The organism is Kitasatospora sp. NPDC042419, assembly GCF_056437345.1.
This window is the reverse complement of the sequence record NZ_JBWKAW010000012.1, coordinates 110,877-128,854: the sequence shown is the minus strand read 5'-3', so window position 1 is coordinate 128,854 and position 17,978 is coordinate 110,877. Positions and strand designations below refer to the sequence as shown.

The 17,978-nt window shown below is 73.9% G+C and carries 16 protein-coding genes; 8 read left to right on the top strand and 8 right to left on the bottom strand.

The annotated features are described in order from the left end of the window. Positions 1–29: 29 nt before the first annotated feature. Entirely contained in the window at positions 30–431 is a 402-nt protein-coding gene (locus tag AC067J_RS22995) for an SsgA family sporulation/cell division regulator (RefSeq protein ID WP_478301993.1), read from the top strand. Positions 432–522: 91 nt separating this feature from the next. Beyond that, a complete protein-coding gene (locus AC067J_RS22990; protein ID WP_478301991.1) occupies positions 523–774 on the top strand; it encodes a hypothetical protein in 252 nt (83 codons plus the stop codon). 221 nt (positions 775–995) lie between these two features. On the opposite strand, the gene AC067J_RS22985 is transcribed toward AC067J_RS22990, so the two are convergent. Further along, a complete protein-coding gene (locus tag AC067J_RS22985) occupies positions 996–1,511 on the bottom strand; it encodes a GNAT family N-acetyltransferase (RefSeq protein WP_478302189.1) in 516 nt (171 codons plus the stop codon). A gap of 683 nt (positions 1,512–2,194) precedes the next feature. Continuing rightward, positions 2,195–2,902, bottom strand: a complete 708-nt coding sequence (locus AC067J_RS22980) for a recombinase family protein (protein ID WP_478301989.1) — start codon at positions 2,900–2,902, stop codon at positions 2,195–2,197. Between the two features lie 313 nt (positions 2,903–3,215). Here AC067J_RS22980 and AC067J_RS22975 point away from each other — a divergent pair, with 313 nt between their 5' ends. Then, positions 3,216–3,872 (top strand): SIMPL domain-containing protein, encoded by a 657-nt coding sequence (locus tag AC067J_RS22975; protein ID WP_478301987.1) that lies wholly within the window; start codon positions 3,216–3,218, stop codon positions 3,870–3,872. A gap of 108 nt (positions 3,873–3,980) precedes the next feature. Here AC067J_RS22975 and AC067J_RS22970 read toward each other — a convergent pair whose 3' ends face one another. Together AC067J_RS22970 and AC067J_RS22965 are read right to left on the bottom strand one after the other, a co-directional pair. Continuing rightward, on the bottom strand, positions 3,981–4,586 hold the full coding sequence (locus AC067J_RS22970; protein WP_478301985.1) for a hypothetical protein: 606 nt from the start codon (positions 4,584–4,586) through the stop codon (positions 3,981–3,983). A gap of 226 nt (positions 4,587–4,812) precedes the next feature. Continuing rightward, complete coding sequence (locus AC067J_RS22965; protein WP_478301983.1) at positions 4,813–5,883, bottom strand: right-handed parallel beta-helix repeat-containing protein; 1,071 nt, start codon at positions 5,881–5,883, stop codon at positions 4,813–4,815. Positions 5,884–6,125: 242 nt separating this feature from the next. Here AC067J_RS22965 and AC067J_RS22960 point away from each other — a divergent pair, with 242 nt between their 5' ends. Next, positions 6,126–6,500, top strand: a complete 375-nt coding sequence (locus AC067J_RS22960) for a hypothetical protein (RefSeq protein WP_478301981.1) — start codon at positions 6,126–6,128, stop codon at positions 6,498–6,500. A gap of 300 nt (positions 6,501–6,800) precedes the next feature. On the opposite strand, the gene AC067J_RS22955 is transcribed toward AC067J_RS22960, so the two are convergent. Continuing rightward, on the bottom strand, positions 6,801–8,030 hold the full coding sequence (locus AC067J_RS22955; RefSeq protein WP_478301980.1) for an ROK family protein: 1,230 nt from the start codon (positions 8,028–8,030) through the stop codon (positions 6,801–6,803). Positions 8,031–8,512: 482 nt separating this feature from the next. After that, complete coding sequence (locus AC067J_RS22950; protein ID WP_478301978.1) at positions 8,513–9,358, bottom strand: SDR family NAD(P)-dependent oxidoreductase; 846 nt, start codon at positions 9,356–9,358, stop codon at positions 8,513–8,515. Between the two features lie 84 nt (positions 9,359–9,442). On the opposite strand from AC067J_RS22950, the gene AC067J_RS22945 reads away from it, so the two are divergent. Both AC067J_RS22945 and AC067J_RS22940 read left to right on the top strand, forming a co-directional pair. After that, positions 9,443–9,904: a MarR family winged helix-turn-helix transcriptional regulator gene (locus AC067J_RS22945; protein WP_478301976.1), complete on the top strand. Its 462-nt coding sequence runs from the start codon at positions 9,443–9,445 to the stop codon at positions 9,902–9,904. Between the two features lie 229 nt (positions 9,905–10,133). Beyond that, positions 10,134–12,059 (top strand): PP2C family protein-serine/threonine phosphatase, encoded by a 1,926-nt coding sequence (locus AC067J_RS22940; protein ID WP_478301974.1) that lies wholly within the window; start codon positions 10,134–10,136, stop codon positions 12,057–12,059. 51 nt (positions 12,060–12,110) lie between these two features. Here AC067J_RS22940 and AC067J_RS22935 read toward each other — a convergent pair whose 3' ends face one another. Further along, positions 12,111–13,319: a trans-sulfuration enzyme family protein gene (locus AC067J_RS22935; RefSeq protein WP_478301972.1), complete on the bottom strand. Its 1,209-nt coding sequence runs from the start codon at positions 13,317–13,319 to the stop codon at positions 12,111–12,113. A gap of 153 nt (positions 13,320–13,472) precedes the next feature. Further along, positions 13,473–13,841, bottom strand: coding sequence for a hypothetical protein (locus tag AC067J_RS22930; RefSeq protein ID WP_478301970.1), 369 nt, complete (start codon positions 13,839–13,841; stop codon positions 13,473–13,475). 196 nt (positions 13,842–14,037) lie between these two features. On the opposite strand from AC067J_RS22930, the gene AC067J_RS22925 reads away from it, so the two are divergent. Then, the gene (locus tag AC067J_RS22925; protein ID WP_478301968.1) at positions 14,038–14,706 is read left to right on the top strand and encodes a hypothetical protein; all 669 of its coding nucleotides are present in this window, start codon (positions 14,038–14,040) and stop codon (positions 14,704–14,706) included. Between the two features lie 322 nt (positions 14,707–15,028). Further along, positions 15,029–17,890: a tetratricopeptide repeat protein gene (locus tag AC067J_RS22920; protein WP_478301966.1), complete on the top strand. Its 2,862-nt coding sequence runs from the start codon at positions 15,029–15,031 to the stop codon at positions 17,888–17,890. Positions 17,891–17,978 lie beyond the last annotated feature (88 nt).

Genomic DNA, 17,978 nt, shown 5'->3' with positions numbered 1-17,978 from the left:
CCCAGGGGTCCGGCAGGACCTCATGCTCCATGGACGCCGTCATGGAGCTGATCGGCGATTCGGCCTTCTGCGTTCCCGTGCCGGTCTCCCTGCGCTACGAGGTCGGTGAGCCGTACGCCGTCTTCCTCGACATCCACACCGGTGCGCAGGGACCGGTCACCTGGTTCTTCGCCCGCGACCTCCTGTTCACCGGACTCCACCGGCAGAGCGGCCACGGGGACGTCGCCGTCGGCCCGGACACGGGAGGCGACGCCGGGAACCTCCTCATCTCGCTCACGGGCGAGGACGCGGCGGCCGTCCTCCGGGTGCCGACGGCCGACATCCGCCGCTTCCTGCAGCAGACCGAGCTGATCGTCCCGGCCGGGACCGAGGACGAGCACGTCGACATCGACGCACTCGTCCACCGACTCCTCGGCCACCCGGCCTCGTGATCCCCCAACCGGGCCCCGCCGCCGGCCCGGCCCCCGGTGGTGACGGAACCGCATACTCCATACCAGTCACCCGATCCCCGAAGGCCTGACGATGAGCCCCGACAGCAAGCGACGCCACGAACCCCACCCGCTGGTCGGCACCTTGGTCACCGACACGCTATCCGGCCGCCGCGGCATCGTGACCGCGGCGGTCAAGGAGTACTCCCGCTGGACGGAGCACCTCCTGCGCTGCGAGCTCTACCTCCGACCGGAACGCGGCGGACTCGAATGGTCCGTCCCCGATCACTACGTGGAGAAGGCGGTACCGCCGGCCGACCCGCACCTCCCGTCCGCCGACCGCTGACCCCACCGGATGCACGACCACTCAACCGCAGGGCTCAGCAACCGGGCGAGGAGGCCGTGGCCAGGGTGGTTGCGGACGCGACAGCCAGGATTCTCCGCGAGTTCAACCACAAGTGCGTCACCAAGAGTGCCATCACGTCACCCGCCGTGATGGCGGGATTTGGGCGCCACGGCACATCGCTCCCTGGGCTGGACCGACGGGCTGCTTCCGCTGGCACGGACCTAGCCATCGCGGGGGAAGGAGGGCGGTGCCGCGGGCAGGAGGGTGTCGAAGTCGTAGCGGCTCTTCTGTGCAACCCGGCACGATGCCAGGTTGTCCACCTGGTGCAGGAGTTCGAGACGCTCCAGCCCGTCGGCTTCGAAGGTGTCGAAGGCCCAGTTGGTGAGTGCCTCCAGAGCGCGGGAGGCCACTCCCCGCCCGCGGGCGTGCGCCGCGGTCCAGTAGCCCACTTCGGCTGCCGGTTTGCCGGAGGTGACTTTCTTGAGGACCACGTTGCCCGCCAACTGTTCGCGATCTGAACCGGGTTGTACCTCAAGGACAGTGAAGCCGAACCGGTCCTCCGCTGCCCAGCCCTGCTGCTGAGCCTGCACCCAGCGTGTCCCGTCGGAATCGTTGTCCACGACAGAGCTCGCCCACCGGCGCAGTGCCCGGTCCCGGCTCACCTCGACCAATGCGGCAACGTCCTCCATGCGCCAGGGACGAAGAACGAGAGCGGGAGAGACCGGCGACGCGGCCACCTGAAGTACGACCGGGGAACTCGTCAACCGATGATGTGCGGCGGCGTTTTCACTTTGCGCAATCTTCTCCCACGCTTCCTGAGCCGTGGTCACATCAGACACAGCCGCCTTTCGGAGCTTCAGAAATGTCTCTTCCCCCGCGTGTCCGGGATAAGCACCCCCTGCGTTCAAACGGTCAAGCCGAGCCACCGCCTGCTCGGCGATTTTGATTTGTGCTCTCGCGGCAGCTTCCGCCTCGCTCTCCGAGGGTTGCTGCAAGACGACCCAGCGCTCGGCAACAGCGAGCATCGTCGGGTCGGTCGGGTCGTTCTGGGTCAACCGCTTCTTCCACTGGTCCAGGACGACTCGCAGTACCCCTAGACGGTGGATGGCGACAGGTTCCGGGCATTCGATGCCTGAAAGTTTGTGGGCGCAGCGGAAGGAATGGGAGGTCGAGTTGGCCCGGTGTCCCCTCTCCATGTCGATACCGCCGCCCGCCCACCAGGTCATGCCGGCAACGGGAGACGGCTCAGGCGGAACGTAGTCGGCGTGTCTCGCGCCGAAGTTCTCCACCAACCCGTGACCTGCGGCGACGCGGCGCTGCTTGTCCCACGTCGCCTGCGGAATCCCATCAAACCCCTTGGCGAAGACGCGCACCGGCTTCCCCTTGCTGTTGAGGTAGATCTGCGGCCTTCCCCTCACGCTCACGATCTGCCATCCGAGATAGACCGGGTTCCTGAGGATCTTGCCGACGGTGCTGACTCGCACGGGGCCCCACGTGCGCCCGTCCATCCGTCAGCCGTCAGTCCCAGTGTGATCCGCCGCTGCGATTTCCCCTGCGCCGCCTCGTCGTGGATACGCTCGATCATGGGCCAGCGGTTGCTGCCCTTCAGCTTGCCCTTCTTCGTGACCTTCAGTCCATCGGGCGGCGTGCCGAGCCACTTTCCGGCGTCCCGATCAACCGCTTTGGCGTCTCTGACCTTCTCCGACAGCAGTCGGCTGTACTCACGAGCCTGCTCCGCCTCGGCGACAATGCGCATGCGGTCAGCGGGGACCTCGGTATCCAGCCGGTCGAGGTAGAAGTACAGCCTCTTCCCCGGCCTGTCGAGGACCTTCAACACGTCCCCCGCACCCTTACGGCTGTACCGCGAGGAGTCGTAGACCCACAAGCAGTCCGACTCGCCGTCGAGAAGCGCCTGTACCGCCTCGTCGAAATCCGGACGCTTGACCCCGGCCTTGTAAGCAGACAGGTTCTCGCGGAAGACGCGGCGGATCGTGTAACCGTTCCGCTTGCCCCAGGCCCGCCCCTGGCTCTCCTCCGACTTCAACGACAGGATGTCTCGCGTGGTGGTCCCCCGGACCACCTGAGACTTCCGAAGGAGAAGATCCAGGTACTTCACCTCGCCCGCCACGGCCCCACACTCCGATCAGCAGAGCGCGTCGGCACCCAGAGGTGGACACCTGACTACGCGCTCTGGGGCGGCTACTGCGCCGCCCTGGCCGGGGCGCTCCGCCGCCACCACGGGTTCGGGGACGAGGCCTGCGCGTTCTTCGACTTCTTCGCCCGGCCGACCACCGAACTGGAGCTGGCCGCCGCCGAGGCGATCGGCCCGGCGGGTCTGTCGGGACCGGAGACCGAGGCGGCGCGCGAGTACGGCCGACTCCTGCAGGCATACGAACAGCTCTTCTGGAATACGCTCGCGGAGCTACCCGGGGGTTGGTTGGATGAGCGGCGTGTTTAGCAACCAGTCCATAGAAACCCCTTGGGGCGTATCGGTGTTCGGCACCGCCGACGTGTCGGCGGCACCGGACCTGGCCCGGCTCAGGCCAAGGGTCCGGGAGACCAGGCCGAAGCCGGCCGAGGCGTTCGCGGAGACGCGCGCCGCCGTCAACCGCGTGCGCGAGGTGCTGCGCGGCCACGGCGTGCCGAACGCGGCGGTCGCGGCCTCGCGCCTGGCCCTGGAGACCGACCAGTTCCACGCCAACGGCGAGCGCAAGTTCCTCGGCTACCTGTGCACCGCCTCCTTCTCCGTCGAGCTGCGCGAACTCGACCTCCTGGAACAGCTGCTGGTCGACGTCGTCGACGCGGGGGCGAACCAGGTCGACGGGGTCGAGTTCGACACCACCGCCAAACGCGAGCTGCACACCGACGCCCGCCGGGCCGCCGTCGCATCAGCCCGGAAGAAGGCGGAGCTGTACGCGGAGGCCGCCGGGGCGCGGCTCGGACCGGTCATCCACATCGAGGACGCCGACGCGGACGAGCCGAGCTCCTACCGGGGCCACGCCGGCGGCGGATCCGGGGGCGGCGAGGCCGATCTCGCGCCGGGCCTGATCCGTGTCTCGGCGGGGGTGCGGCTCGGGTTCTCGCTGATCCACGGCTGACCCGGGCCTTCCCGCCCCGCACCGCGGGGACACCGACCGACTCGGCCGCACGAACCCGTGCGGCCCGCACCCACTGCTCGGGTGCGGGCCGTGCGAGCAGCTCTCTTGTCAGGCCTGCCAGTGCGGCTTGCCGCTGACCATCCGGCAGGTGATCACGCGGCCGCCGGCCTCGTGGGTGCTCTTGCCGAGGTCGTCGTTGCGGCAGAACTGCCCGGCCTTGTAGCAGTTCCCGGCGTTGGAGCGGATCTCGCACTCCCCGGCCGCGGCCGGCTTGGTCTCGGGGGCCTTCGGCTCGACGACCGGCGGCTCCGGCTCGGCCGGCGGCTGGGCCGTGGTCACCTTGGGCTGCGGCGCCGCCTTGGTGGGCGCCGGCTGCGACTTGGGCGCCACGGGGGTCGCCGGAGCCGCGGGCTTGGTCGGCTGGACCGGCGGCACGACCGGCGGCACGACCGCGGCCGGCGGCACCGGGGCGTCCGTGGACGGCGCGGCGGCCGGGGCCGGTGGGGTGGTCGGCTGGACGGGCACGGCCGCGGGCGTGGTCGGCGGGACCACCGGGTCCGGCGCGGCTGCGGGGGTGGAGGCTGCCGGGGCGGCGGGCGCGGAGACCGCCGAGGTGGCGGCGCCCTCCGTCGTGGGGTCACAACCGGTCAGCGCGAGGCCGACGGTGAGGACGAGTCCGGCGACGGCGGCCAGGCCGCGACGACTGCCGCGCATCCGTGAAGGCATGGATGTGAACACTCCGTTCCGCTTGAAAGAGGATCGTGAGTCAATCAGATCTGTGACACGACATGTCCATCGTTCAAGCACTTGTGAGCAGATCGAGATCTGCCGATCACAGAGTGTCGATCATCCGACAAATGCGATCACACACCGCCTATTTCCGGCCATGCCCCGCCTTCCGCCCCTCACCCTGCTTGCCCCTCACCCTGCTTGCCCCGGATCACGGAGTGACCGGGACGTTGGTCACGCCGGCGGTCGCCCGCGTGACGGTGTTGGAGGCGTGGACCACGTTGGGGCGCCCCGCGCAGGCGGACACGGAGGTGATCCGGATCGCGTAGGCGCCGACACCGCCGAGGTCGGAGGTGTTGGAGCGCCAGACGTTGCCGCAGCCGTTCGGAAAGGACGGCGTGGTGGCCGGATTGTGCGTCTCGTAGCCGTTGGCGAAGGTCCCGGGTGCGGTGAACGTCCCCCGGTTCCCCTCGATCAGGTAGCCGCTGCCCTTGACGTCCACCCAGGAGTCGGCGGAGTTCTCGCCGCTGATGCCGCGCCCGTCGAAGGTGTTTCCCCGGATCGTGCCGCCGGTCGTACCCTCCTTCACGTCGATGCCCTCGGCCGTGACGTACGGCCCGATCCGGTTGCCCTCCACCAGCACCCGGTCCGAGCGGTCGGCGCCGCCACTGTTGCCGTGGCAGCCCCAGTTCGAGTTCGCCGAGCCGAGGTAGACGCCCTCGCCGTACGCGGGCTGGACCCGGCCGGTGTACTCGACGACCGAGTTGCGCAGCACGCCGTCCGCGGAGGAGCGGCGGAAGTGCACGCCCTCGTCCTCGACGTGGTGCACGTACAGCCCGTCGATCACCACGTGCGGCGAGGCGTCCAGCACCACACCCTTCTTGGAGTCCTTCACGGTGAAGCCGGTGAGGTTCCAGTAGGGCGCGCCGTACAGCCAGAGGCCGTACCCGGAGTCCCACCCGGAGGCGGGCGCCGGGCAGGAGGGGGCGGAGCCCGACGGGCCGTCGTTGACCAGCACGGCGGTCCGCGGGCCGGTCAGCGTGACGGGCTTCGCGGCGGTCCCCGGGCGCTGGGCGACGAAGGCGCCCCGGTACTCGCCGGGCGCGAGCCTGATGGTCTGCCCGGGCGCGGCGCCGGCGAGCGCGGTCCTCAACTCGGCGGCGGTGGAGACGTCCACGGTCGACGCGGCGGGGCCGGCGGGCACGGCGAGGGCCGCCACCGGCACGGCGGGCACGAGCAGCAGCGCCGCAGCAGTGGCGAGGAGAGCGGAGCGGGGGAACACGCTACCTCCGGCGGGGTCATCGGCGATGGATCAAGTAAAGTTCCCTAACTTTCTTCCCCGCCCCGCCCGCACCCACGCATGCCGCCCCACCGGGAGTCACTTCCGGCGCGAAGCCACCTCCTTGCGCACAGCCCGGACGGCGGCGGCGGCGTCCAGGACGACGGCGGCGACGGCCCGCCCCGCCCCCGGCACGCGGGGGCACCGGTGGAACCGCGCACCGCGCCACCGCGTCCGTCGCGGGCATGAGCGACGACAGCCCCGCAGAACCGACCGCGCAGGTGGACCCGAGGACCGGGGTCGGCGCCGGATGCCTCCTCGCCGCCCTCGGCGCCACGACCGGGGCGCTCGTGTGGGCGCCACGGGCCGCCTCCGGAATAGACGGCGGATTCGAGGGCCATGCCCGCGATCCGAGCGTGCTCTACATCGACCTGCCGCTCATCGTGCTCGGCGGCGCCCTGGTTCCGCTCCTCGCCTGGACGCTCACCACGAGGTGGGTACGCCGCCCCTGGCTCGCGGCACTCATGGCCGTGGCCGCGCTGGCACTCGCGATGTGGGGACTCGGCGAGTGGTGGACCCCCCGCCGACAGCCGGACCCCGGCTACGGCCCCGGAATCTGACCACGGCACCACGACGTCCGGACACGCCGCCCGACCGGCAGCGCTCGGCCCTGATCAGCCGGGATGCGCGCCACGGGGGGATCTGCCGCCGCCCCGACGCCGGCCGGAGTCGTTCCGGCCGGCGGTCGTACCCGGCTGCGGGTGGAGGTACCGCACCTGCCGCCACCGCCACACGCCGGCCGCCGTGTCTCGGCCGGCCGAACCCGCTCGACGCCGCTACCGGCACGGACACCTACGCGGACACCGGCGCGGACACCGGCGCGGACACCGGCGCCGGTGCCGTACCCGGCCGCCCACCGGTCAGTAGACCGGGGCCGTTCGGCGTTCGAAGACCTCGGGGCGGGCGATGTCGAGCGCCGTGGCGACGGCGCCCAGCAGGACGGCCTCCTCGCCGAGCAGGCTCGGGGCGAGCGCGGGGCGCATCACCGTGAGCCCGTGGAGGGTGCGCTCCAGCGGTTCGAGCAGGAGGTCCGCGCTGGCGCCGACGCCGCCGCCGAGGACGACCAGGTCGGGGTCGAGGACCGCCGACAGTACGGCCGTCGCGTAGGCGAGCTGCCCCGCGGCGCGCCGGACGGCGGCGGCCGCCGCCGGGTCGCCGGCCCGGGCGGCGTCGAACACCTGCCGGGCCGTCAGCGGCCCGGACATGCCCAGCTCCCGTGCCGTGCGCACGATCGCCTCGGCCGCCGCCGCCTGCTCGATCGTGCCGCCCGGCTCGCCGTCCGGCCCCGGCGGCAGGGGGACGAGGCCGACCTCCCCGAGGGCGCCGTGCGCGCCCGTGAGCAGTTCCCCGTCCCTGACCACGCCCACCCCGAGCCCGGTGCCGACCAGCAGGTAGGCGAACATCCGGCTGCCGCTCCCCCGGCCGGCCCCCAGGGTGTACTCGCCGAGGGCGGCGAGGTTGGCGTCGTTCCCGACGGTGATCGCGGTCCCCAGGCCGGCGGCTATCCGGTCGAAGAGCCCGGGTCTGCCCCAGTCGGGCAGGCTGGTGGCGTACCGCACGCCGCGCCGCTCCTCGTCCCAGACACCGGGCGTGCCGATCACCGCGTGGACGATCTCCCCGGCCGTCAGGCCCGCCTCGGCCGTGGTCTCCCGGGCGGCCGCCACGACGGCGTCGGCCACCGCGTCGGCGGTGCGGCCCTTGTTGGGCACGTCGCGGCGGGCCGTGATCCCCCCGGCGAGGTCGGCCACGGCCACCCGCAGCCGGGCCCGGCCGATGTCGACCCCGAGCACGTGCCCGGCCGTCGGGTCGGGTTCGTACAGCACGGCGGTGCGGCCGCGCTCGGGGATGTAGCGGCCGGCCTCCCGGGCCAGCCCGGCCGATGCCAGCGCCGCGAGCGCGGTCGAGACGGTGGGCTTGGAGAGGCCGGTGTCGCGGGCGAGCTGTGCCCGCGAGGACGGGCCGCCGGTGCGCAGCAGTTCCAGCAGCAGCCACTCGTTGTTGCTGCGCAGCCGCTGCCGGTTCCACGGCTGCGGCGGCGTCCCGGCCGCCGGAACGGCGGTCGGGACGGCGGTCGGCAGGTGGCTGCTCATCGGATCATCCTCCGGTCCGGACGCTGCACGGAGCGCCCGCTCGGCGCCCCGGCCTGGGCACCGCCCAGTATGACCGGTCGTCAAACCCCTCACCGGCGGGTATTCGCCCCGCCCCGTCGACGGACGGTCACCGGCCGGCTCGTCGCGCCCGCCGACCCCGCGGGTGCGACGGTCTCCTGTCGAACCGGTCCCTCCCACCGGCGCGGGCCCGGACCCGCCTGCGCGCCATTCCCGCCGGTTGACGGGCGGGAATCGGCTCTTGGTCCCGCCGGGAGGGCACGTGATCATTCCTGGCTGTGCGATTCCTTGCCCGCCGGTGCCGACGCCGTCCCGCCTTCGCATCGCCGGGCCCGCGTCGACGGCCCCGCATCGCCGGGCCCCACATGGACGGCCCCCGCGTCGACGACGTCCCGTCGGCGGTCCGGCGCCGGAACGGCGTAGGCCGCGCAGCCGCGCACGGCAGCGCACGGCAGTATCCGGGTTCAGCCGACCCAGCTGCCGGTGAGGCGCTGGACGGCCGAGCCGTCGAGGTCGGCGAGCTTGGTGCCGACGAAGGCGCGGGCCTGCTCGGAGGTCTGCACGCGGAACGGGGGCCGCTCGGCGGTGAGCGCCTCGACGACGGTCGCGGCGGCGTCCTCCGAGGTCTGCGCCTGGCCGAAGGCGGCGAGGGTGCGCGCCGCGTAGACCTCCAGGGCCGGGGCGTAGGGGCCGGCGGCGGTCAGCAGGGCGGGCAGGTCGAGGGCCTGGCTGGCGATGAACTCGCTGGCCACCGCACCCGGCTCGACCACGGTGACGTGGACGCCGACGGTCGCGGCGGCCGGGGCGAGCGACTCCATGAAGCCCTCGACGGCGAACTTCGCCGCGCAGTAGGCCTCGTTGAAGGGCTGGCCGATCACGCCGCCGACACTGGTGACGGTGACCACCCGGCCGCCGCTCGCCCGCAGGTGCGGCAGGGCGGCGCGGGTGACCTCGACGACGCCGAAGAAGTTGACCTCCATCGCCTCCCGGACGGGGTCGAGGCCGTCCTGCTCGATGGTGCCCACCCGGCCGGCCCCCGCGTTGTTGACCACGGCGTCGAGCCTGCCGTGCCGGGCGAGCAGTGCGTCCAGGCACTCGGCGACGGAGGCCGGCTCGGTGACGTCCAGCCGGGCGACCTCGACCCGGTCGGCGACGCCGGCCTCTGCTGCGGCGGCCACCAGCGCGGCGGAGCGGCCGGTGTCGCGCATGGTCGCGACGACTCGGTAGCCGGCGCGGGCGGCGGCCACCGCGGCGGCGAGGCCGATACCGGAGGACGTGCCGGTGATCAGGACGATGCGGTCGGTGGCCATGGGAGCTCCCTGAGGGTTTGTGTGCGTGCACACACACCCTAGCAGGATGTGTGCACGCACACGCAAACCGGTAGAGTGGCCGGCATGGCGCGCACCGACCTCACCCTGGGAGACCTCACCGCCCGCGACCACGCCTTCTACGGCCTGGTCTGGGCCGGCACCACCCTGACCACCCTGGTCGACCAGGCCCTCACCAGGGCCCACGACCTGCCGCTCTCCTGGTTCGAGGTGATGCTCTGGCTGCACGGGCAGGAGTCCCCGGTCGCCGCCTCCGACCTCGGCGCCAAGACCCTGCTCAGTCGCAGCCAGGTCTCCCGGGTCGCCGACTCCCTCCAGGCCCGGGGGCTGGTCGAGCGCGCACCCTCCCCCACCGACGCCCGTTCGGTGCGGATCGCCCTCACGCCGGAGGGCCGCGCGCTCTTCGCCGCCGCCGACGCGACCCGCCGCGCCGCGCTCGCCGAGGCCTTCGACGACCGACTGGACGACGCGGACATCGCCGCACTCGAAGCCGTCTGGGCCAAGCTCAAGCAGCCCCGGACCGGCTGACGACGCGGCGTCGACCGGCACCGTGGCCCGCACCGGCACCGGCACCGGCACCGGCACCGGCAGTCGGCGTCGCAGCCGGCACCGCCACGCGTACGGCGACCGGCACCACGGCCGCCGTCGTGGCCGCCGCCAGGGCCGGCACCGCGCCCGCCTACAGCATCCGCTGCGGATCAGTCAAGAATCGACCAGCCTGTGGGCGTGCCGCACCCGGGCGGGCGATCATGGGAGCATGCGGTTCCGGAACGGCGGAGGAGGAGAGGGCGCCACACCCGCGAGCACGGACGTCACGGCGTTCGCGGCAGCGGCGGCGGCCTTCGCCGGAAGCGACAGCGACCTCACCGAAGGTGACAGCCGGGATCTGCTCCGTGACCTCCTCGCCGTCCTGCCCGCCGGCGTGGCACTGCTCGACGACCGGCTGCGCTGGCAGTACCTCAACGCGGCCTTCACCACCGCCACCGGCCTGCGTCGGGCCGACCTGCTGGGCCGGCCCGCCGAGGCGACGCCGTTCGCGGGCGCGGCCGACACGCTGCGCCGGGTCCTCGCCGACGGCCGGGACCGCGAGCAGGCCACCGGCGGCCCGGCGAGCCCGGGCGCACCCGTGCCGCCCGGCCTGCGGGTCCGGTACCGCCCCCTGTCGGCGGGCGGACGTGTCACGGGCGTGGTCGTCGTCGTGCTGGACGACCCCGATCCCGCGCAGGAACTGCGACGCGAGCTGGCCCAGGCCCGGACCAGGCTGGCGCTCCTGGACGCCGCCGCCGAGCGGATCGGCACCACCCTCGACGTCGGCACCACCTGCGCGGAACTGGCCGCCTTCGCCGTTCCCCGGCTGGCCGACCTGGTCACCGTCGACCTCCTGCCCGTGGACGCCGAGGTGCGCCCCGGCGGCGCACCGGGCCTGCGGCTCCGCCGCGCCGCCGTCGACTGTGCGGACCGGCTGCGCCCGGCCGTCGCCGACCTGGCCCGCCCGGGCGAGTCGGTCCGCCACCGCGACGGCTCGGCCGCGGCGCGCGCCCTCGCCTCGGGGGTCGCCGTCCTGGTCGGGCCGCGTTCCGCCGAGGATCCGGCCGACGCCGCGCCCGACCCGGCGAGCCTGGCCGCGTACCGGGCCGCCGGCGTCACCTCGGTCCTGGTCGTTCCGCTGACCGCGCGCGGCAGGCTGATCGGGCTGCTGACGCTGGCCCGCGCCGGAGGCGGAGGCGGAGGCGGAGGTGACGGTGGCGGTGGCGGCCCGGGCTCGGGTGCCGGCTCGGGCTCCGGAGGCGGCTCGCCCGCAGGGACCACCCCAGCCGCTTCTCCCTTCTCACCCGCCACCACCCCACCTGCCGTGCCCCCGACCGCCCCCGTCTTCACGACCGACGAGGCCGTGCTGGTCGGCGACCTCGCCGCCAGGGCCGCCACCAGCATCGACAACGCCCGCCGGTACAGCCGCTCGCAGGGCATCGCCCTCGACCTCCAGCGCGCCCTGCTGAGCGAGCCGGGCAGCCCGCACCAGAACCTCGAACTCGCCTCCCGCTACCTCCCGTCCGGCAGCAGCTCGGTGGTCGGCGGCGACTGGTACGAGACCGTCCGCCTGCCGTTCGGGCGGACGCTGCTGGTGATGGGCGACGTGATGGGCCACGGCGTCGAGGCGGCCGTCGACATGAGCACCTACCGCTCCACGCTGCGCGACGTGGCGGGCATGGACCTGCCGCCGCACCGCATCCTGCGCCAGCTCGACACGGTCATCGCCGCCAACGAGTCCGCCCGTCCGGCCACCTGCCTGCTCGCCCTGGCCGACCCGGGCCGCCGCCGCTGGACCTTCTCCAGCGCGGGCCACCTGCCGCCGGCGCTGATCGCCCCCGACCGGCCGACCGAACTCCTGCAGATCCCGACCGGCCCGCCGCTCGGCACCGGCCTCGGCGGCTACGAACAGGTCAGCCGCGAGCTGCTGCCCGACGAAACCCTCCTGCTCTACACGGACGGCCTGGTGGAGCGGCGCGGCGAGGACATCGACGCCTCGCTCGCCCGGCTCGCCGCGCTGCGGCTCCCCGCAGCCGGGGAGCTGGACGACCTGCTGGACGCGGTGCTGCACGCGCTCGGCCCCGCCGCCCCCGGCACCGGCCCGGCCGAGGACGACATCGCCGTACTGGCCGCGAGGCCCCGGCGCCGGCCCTGACCCCGCTCCGGTCCGGGGCGCCCACTCCGCACTCCGCACTCCGCACTCCGCTCAGAGCTTGGCCAGCGCCTGCTCCAGGTCGGCCCAGAGGTCCTCGGGGTGCTCGATGCCGACGGCCACCCGGACGGTGCCCGGGCTGATCCCGGCCGCGGCCAGCTCCGCGTCGTCGAGCTGCCGGTGCGAGGTGCTCGCCGGATGCAGGACGAGCGTGTGCACACCGCCGAGCGAGGGCGCGAGCGAGGCCAGCCGCACCGACTCGGTGAAGGTGCGGGCGGCGTCCCGTCCACCGGCCAGGTCGAAGGCGAGCACCCCGCCGCCGAGCACCCCGCCCTGCCCGTCGGGCAGCAGACGGCGGGCGAGTTCGTGGTCCGGGTGGCCGGTCAGGCCCGGGTAGTGGACGGCGGTGACGGCCGGGTGCGCGGCGAGCCGGCCGGCCAGGTCGAGCGCGGTCTCGCAGTGCCGGCGCATCCGCAGCCCGAGGGTCTGCATCCCGCGCAGGGTCAGCCAGGCGGCGAACGGGTCGAGGGAGGCACCCAGTTCGATCGCGTACTCCCAGACGCGGTGGTGCAGCTCGGCCTCGGCGAAGACGGCGACACCGGCCAGCACGTCGGAGTGTCCGCCCAGGTACTTGGTGGCCGAGTGCACCACGATGTCGGCGCCGTACTCGATCGGGCGGCAGAGCAGCGGGGTCGCGAAGGTGTTGTCCACGACGCTCAGCACACCCGCGTCCCGGGCCACGCCGATCAGCCCGGGCAGGTCGGTGACCCGCGTGGTCGGGTTGGAGACGGTCTCCAGGTGCAGCAGGCGGGTGGTGGGCCGCAGGGCGGCGCGCACCTCCTCCGGGTCGTCGCCCCCGACGTGCGTGACCTCCACGCCCCAGCGCGCCGCCAGGTCGGCGAGGGTGGCGAACGTGCCGCCGTACAGGCTCCGCTGGGCGATCACGTGGTCCCCGGAGCGGAGCAGGGCGAGCAGCACGGTGTTGATCACGCCCATCCCGGACGCGGTGGCGAGCGCACCGGCGCCGCCCTCCAGGTCGGCGACCGCGCTCTCCAGCGAGCGGACCGTCGGGTTGCCGTAACGGTTGTAGAAGAAGGCCTGGTCGGGGCCGGTGAAGGCGTGCGCCAGCGCGTCGCTGTCGGGGAAGGCGAACACGTGGCCCTGGTGCAGCGGCACCCCCAGCGGCCGGCTGCCGGCCACCTCCTCGACGGGCGGGTGGACGATCCGGCTCTCGGGGCGCAGCCCGTGGTGGAAGTCGCTCATGCCGACCATCCTCACCGGCGGACAGCGGGCCGGACCAGGGCCAATCCGGTTCCGGTGGCCCGGAAACGGTGGCCGCCCGCCACCGCTCCGGTGCCACCGGGTGCCACCGGGTGCCATCCGGCGCCACCCGGTGGCACCGGGAGCCACGGTCCGTCAGCGGCGGCGACTGAAGACTCGCTTGGCGGCGTAGACGATCGCGACGACCAGCAGGACGAAGAAGACGATCACCAGGATGACCACGATCAGCAGGAACTTGCCCAGCTTGGCGAAGAAACCTTTCTTCTTCTCCTTCTCGGCCGCCATCGGCACCACCGCCGCCCCAGGTGCAGGCGCAGATGCCTGCACCTGCGCCTGCGCGCCGACCTGGGCGACCGAGCCCGCCCGATCCACCGCCGAGGACGCCGCGACGGCACTCCGGGGCGCGGCCGCCGCGGCGCCCGCGGTCAGGGCGGTCGGGACGGCGGCGGCGAACAGCGCCACCAGGAATCCGGCGGCCCAACGGGCGATACGGTGCGTCATCATGCTCCTCTTTCCGGGTGCGGGAGCATCACGTCGCCTACCTGCGGCCGCGCCGCCCCCGCCAAACTTCTACAGCAGTGTAGAAATATAATCGACCCAGCCCGCCCCGCCGCACGCTTCTCGACAGGGGCCGGGAGGCGGGATCCACCGTGCACCGGAGCCGCCGACGATGTCGGTGCCAGGGCGGAGGATGGTCGGTATGGCAACCGTCTCTCCCGCATCGCGCCTGATCACGGCCGCAGCCCGCGAAACGCTCCGCCCGCTCGGCCTCCGGCAGCGCGGGCGGTCGCGGACGTGGATCGACGACCGGGGCTGGTGGCTCGGTGTGGTCGAGTTCCAGCCGTCGCGCTGGAGTCAGGGCTCGTTCCTGAACGTCGGTGTGATGTGGCTGTGGCACGACCTGGACGATCTCGCGTTCCACCTGGGCGGCAGGGAGGAGGGGCACCTGGAGTTCGAGGACGAGGCCCGGTTCGCGCCCCTCGCGACGGACCTCGCCCGGTCGGCCGCCCACCGGGCCGTGGAGTACCGGGGGCTGCTCGACAGCCCGGCGAGCGCCGCCCGGTATCTGGCGGCGCGTCCCGCCCGGCGCGGCAACCCCTGGGACAACCTCGGCACCGCGATCGCCACCGGGCTCGTCGGCGACGCCGGCACGGCCCACGACCGACTCGCCCGGGCGGCACAGCAGTTGCACGGCTGGGACGTCCCCTGGATGGTCGAGGCCCGTCGAACCGCCCTGCAACTCCGCGATCTGGTGGACGACACCGCTGCTTTCCGCGGTTGGGCGGCCGAGCGGATCACGTCCTCCCGGCAGAAGCTGAAACTGGGGCCGCCGCCGGCCGAGCTCCCCGAGGAGCTCCGACTGCCCTGAACCGGCCTCCCGTTCGGGATCACGCCCGCGGCCGGCCGGCCGGACATGACGCCCTCGCCCGCAGCACCCCTCGCCCGCAGCACCCGGACACACACCGCCAGGACACGCACCGCCACCGAAGTCCGCGGCGAGAACGCGCCGCAAGCGCGCCCCGGAGCCGATCCGATCCCCTGCACAGGGCCGCACGCCGGTTCTACCGTATCCGCAGAGGGGCGAGCCACAGGTCGAGCGGACGGGGGCGATCAGGGTGGAGCGGGAGCGTCTCGCCGGGGTGACCGGGCGGGGTGGGCCGGGGTCGGGGTACGCGGTGGGCGGCCGGCTCGTGCTGACGTCCGCGCACGTCACCGGCCCTGCCGGTGCCCGGGTCGAGGTGTTCCACCCGGGCGGCAGCGGCGCGGCGGGCGGGACGGTGGTGTGGTCCGGACGACCGGACGGGCGGGACGACGCCGCGCTCGTCCTCGTCGACGAGTCCCCGCACTGGCGGGCGCCGACGGGCCCGGTCGGGTGGGGGCGGCTGGTGACCGATCGGCCCGGCGCCGCGTGCGAGACCTGGGGTGTGCCGGCCGAGGCACAGCGCCCCGGGCTCCCCGTCGAGGTCTCGCAGCCACGCGGGGAGGTGAATCCGGGCAGCGGGTTCGTGAACAACCAGTACGTCATGGACCTCAGCCGGCCGGCCTCGGGGTGGCCGGCGGACGGCACTTCGCCGTGGGCGGGCCTGTCGGGGGCTGCGATGTTCTGCGGCCGGCTCCTGACCGGGGTCGTCGCCTCCGACCGCGCGCGCTCCGGGCACGGCCGGCTGAACGTCGTTCCGGTCTACGTCCTCCACCACGACCCGGCTTTCCGTACGGCCCTCGCCCGGCACGGTGGCGGGGCGGACGGCGGGCTGGAGGCGGTGGAGTTCCAGCACCTCGCCGAGCGCGCGGTCGGCGCCGGGCGCCGGAGGTGGCCCACACCGACGGCGCTCCTGCAGGCCCGGCACCAGGTCGTTCCGTTCCACGGCCGTGACGAGCTCCTCGGTGAGCTGCGGGCGTGGTGCGCTCCGGGCGGGTTCGGTGCCCGGCTGCTGCACGGCCCGGGCGGGCAGGGGAAGACCCGCCTCGCGCACCACCTCGGCCGGCTGCTGGCGGCCGAGGGCTGGGCGGTGCTCTGGCCGCGCCCGGACGCCGCCGCCGCGGACCTGCGGCAGGTCCGGGACGCGGCGAAGCCGCTGCTGATCGTCCTCGACTACGCCGAGACCCGCACCGACCAGCTCACCGCGCTCGTCGAGGCCGCCGACGAGCACCCCGGCACCACCCCGCTCAAGCTCCTGCTGCCGGCCCGGACGGCCGGCGACTGGTGGCGCCAGGCGCGCACCGCCACCCGCCTCGCCGAGGACCACCTCGCCCACGCACCGGTCCACCACCTCGCGCCGCTGCAGGACGAGACCGGTGACCGTCCGGGTGCCTACCGCGCCGCCGTCCGGGCGTTCGCCGCCGCCCTTCCGGGCGTCGACGGGCTCGCCGGCCACGACTGGGCGGGGGCCGCCGCCCGCCTGGCCCCGCCGCAGCTCGACCAGGACGCCTACGGCAACGCCCTCACCCTCCACATGACCGCCCTCGCCGACCTCCTCGACACCGCCCGGCCCGAACCGGCCGAACATGTCGACCCGGCCGATCATGTCGATCCGGCCGAGCATGTCGATCCGCCCGAACCGGCCGAACCGGTACGCGGCCGGGCGGAGGACGTCGAGGACCGGCTGCTGGACCGCGAGAGCCGGTACTGGCGTCGGACCGCCGCCGCCCGCGGCCTCACCCCCCGCCTCAGCCACACGACCCTGGAGACGGCGCTCGCCGCCGCCCACCTCACCGGCGCCGCCGACCGCGAGGACGCCGACCGGCTCTGGCGACGGCTCCCCGAACTCGCCGACCAGACCCGCGACCACCGCAACCGGGTCACCGCCTGGCTCGCCACCCTCTACCCCACCGGCCCCGGCCCCGGCGCGGCGCCCTGGGGATCACTGCAACCCGACCGCCTGGCCGAGCGCCACATCGGCCGGGCCCTGGAAGCCGACCCCCACCTCGCCGACCACCTCCTCGACGGCGCCGACCACGCCCAGGCCGCACGGCTCCTCACCGTCTACAGCCGGGCGGCCGCCCACCCCGTCTTCCGGCACCGCCTCGACATCCGGCTCACCGCCCTGTGCGTACGCCACCACCGGCAACTGGCCCGGCACACCGTCGGCACCGCCACCCGCACCGACCACCCGGGGCCCCTCATCGCCGCCCTCGACACCGTCACCGGCGACCCCGCCACTCCCCCCGACGACCTGGACCTGCTGCACGAGCTGTTCCCCCAGTCCAGCCAACGCCTCGCCGCCACAGCCGTCCGGCTCACCCGGGCTCTCGTCGGCCGGTACCGCGCCCTGGCCGAGGCCGACTCCGGCTCCGGCGCCCATCTCCCCTACCTCGCCAGCGCCTTGAACAACCTCTCGATCCGTCTGAGCGACGCAGGACAGCGGTCCGAGAGCCTGACCGCCGTCCAGGAAGCAGCCAGTCACTACCGCACCCTCGCCGAGGCCCACCCCGACACCTACCTGCCCGACCTCGCCAGCGCCCTGAACAACCTCTCCATCGGCCTGGGCGAGGCAGGACAGCAGGCGGAGAGCCTGGCCACCATCCAGGAGGCCGTCGCCATCCGCCGCACCCTGGCCCGGGCCGACCCCGAGGCCCACGTCCCCGACCTCGCCATGGCCCTCAACAACCTGTCCAACCGCCTGGGCGAGGCAGGGCGACCGGAGGAAAGCCTGGCCGCCGTCCAGGAAGCCGTCGCCATCCGCCGCACCCTGGCCCGGGCCCACCCGGACCTCCATCTCCCCGAACTCGCCAACGCCCTCAACAACCTCTCCATCCACCTGAGTGCGCCGGAACAGCAAGCGGCCGCCCTGGCTGCCATCCGGGAAGCCACCACCCACTACCGCGCGCTCGCCCGGGCCAACCCCGACGCCTACCTCCCCGACCTCGCCATGGCACTCACCAACCTCTCCATCCACCTGGAGGGGGCGGGACGACGGGCCGAGGCCCTGTCCGCCGTCCGGGAAGCCGTCGCCATCCGCCGCACCCTGGCCGCGAGCGACCCGCTGCTCTTCGCGGCCCTCCTCCGGCAGTCGCTGGAGGTGGCCGACTGGCTCGAAGGGACCGAGCCGTAGCCCGGCGGTCCGGGAAGCCCTTGTCAGGGCGGCGGACTGCACCGGGGGACGGGCCGTGCGGCGCCGCAGCGTCGGAGCCGTGCGGCGC

What these genes read in the sequence shown, in the direction of transcription:
- AC067J_RS22955 (WP_478301980.1), bottom strand. Translation starts at nt 8,030, where the DNA reads ATGAGCAGCCACCTGCCGACCGCCGTCCCGACCGCCGTTCCGGCGGCC.
- AC067J_RS22950 (WP_478301978.1), bottom strand. Translation starts at nt 9,358, where the DNA reads ATGGCCACCGACCGCATCGTCCTGATCACCGGCACGTCCTCCGGTATC.
- AC067J_RS22940 (WP_478301974.1), top strand. Translation starts at nt 10,134, where the DNA reads ATGCGGTTCCGGAACGGCGGAGGAGGAGAGGGCGCCACACCCGCGAGC.
- AC067J_RS22970 (WP_478301985.1), bottom strand. Translation starts at nt 4,586, where the DNA reads ATGCGCGGCAGTCGTCGCGGCCTGGCCGCCGTCGCCGGACTCGTCCTC.
- AC067J_RS22990 (WP_478301991.1), top strand. Translation starts at nt 523, where the DNA reads ATGAGCCCCGACAGCAAGCGACGCCACGAACCCCACCCGCTGGTCGGC.
- AC067J_RS22925 (WP_478301968.1), top strand. Translation starts at nt 14,038, where the DNA reads ATGGCAACCGTCTCTCCCGCATCGCGCCTGATCACGGCCGCAGCCCGC.
- AC067J_RS22995 (WP_478301993.1), top strand. Translation starts at nt 30, where the DNA reads ATGGACGCCGTCATGGAGCTGATCGGCGATTCGGCCTTCTGCGTTCCC.
- AC067J_RS22930 (WP_478301970.1), bottom strand. Translation starts at nt 13,841, where the DNA reads ATGATGACGCACCGTATCGCCCGTTGGGCCGCCGGATTCCTGGTGGCG.
- AC067J_RS22960 (WP_478301981.1), top strand. Translation starts at nt 6,126, where the DNA reads ATGAGCGACGACAGCCCCGCAGAACCGACCGCGCAGGTGGACCCGAGG.
- AC067J_RS22945 (WP_478301976.1), top strand. Translation starts at nt 9,443, where the DNA reads ATGGCGCGCACCGACCTCACCCTGGGAGACCTCACCGCCCGCGACCAC.
- AC067J_RS22975 (WP_478301987.1), top strand. Translation starts at nt 3,216, where the DNA reads ATGAGCGGCGTGTTTAGCAACCAGTCCATAGAAACCCCTTGGGGCGTA.
- AC067J_RS22935 (WP_478301972.1), bottom strand. Translation starts at nt 13,319, where the DNA reads ATGAGCGACTTCCACCACGGGCTGCGCCCCGAGAGCCGGATCGTCCAC.